1 protein-coding gene is annotated in these 496 nt (G+C 62.1%); it reads right to left on the reverse strand.

Translation table 11 applies throughout. From position 1 onward, the window contains the following. Positions 1-496 (reverse strand): type VI secretion system baseplate subunit TssK (tssK, locus tag EN991_RS39305; RefSeq protein ID WP_164769817.1); only part of this gene is annotated, 496 nt, incomplete at both ends.

Here is a 496-nt window from a genome sequence, read left to right on the forward strand (position 1 = left end):
TTTCTGGTCCAGTTCCAGACATAACCGATCGCCATCGTAAGGAATCTCGCGCGGCTGGGAATGAAGCGGTTTCAGCGGAATGCCGGGCAAGCGCGATTTCCACAGGCCCTCGAACTGGTCGGCCGAGCCGACGGTTGCCTGATTGACGAATATCTTGCGCAGCGCGTCTTCCGACAACTCCGAACCGACCCGGATGACGATCCGGCTGGCCACCAGCAGCTTCGGATTGTCGATACGGATCTTCCAGACATTGGTCGAATGCCGCATGACAGGCAGCGCACGCGATTTCGGCTCGATGTAACGCAGGCTGAGGATGAGCGAGCGCAGCGCATCCGCCAGCGCCGAATAGGCGGGGCCAGGCGCCATGTGATCGTAGGCGGGCAACTCGCCCAGCCGCCGCGCGCTCGATCCGTAGGTCGCCATCGAACCGGCGAGACCGGCAAGTTCCAGGTAAAGCTCGGCTGGATGGAACACATCCTGAGCCAGCATGTGGGCC

The organism is Mesorhizobium sp. M7A.F.Ca.US.005.03.2.1 (assembly GCF_003997795.1).
In the GTDB taxonomy this organism is placed as follows: domain Bacteria; phylum Pseudomonadota; class Alphaproteobacteria; order Rhizobiales; family Rhizobiaceae; genus Mesorhizobium; species Mesorhizobium ciceri.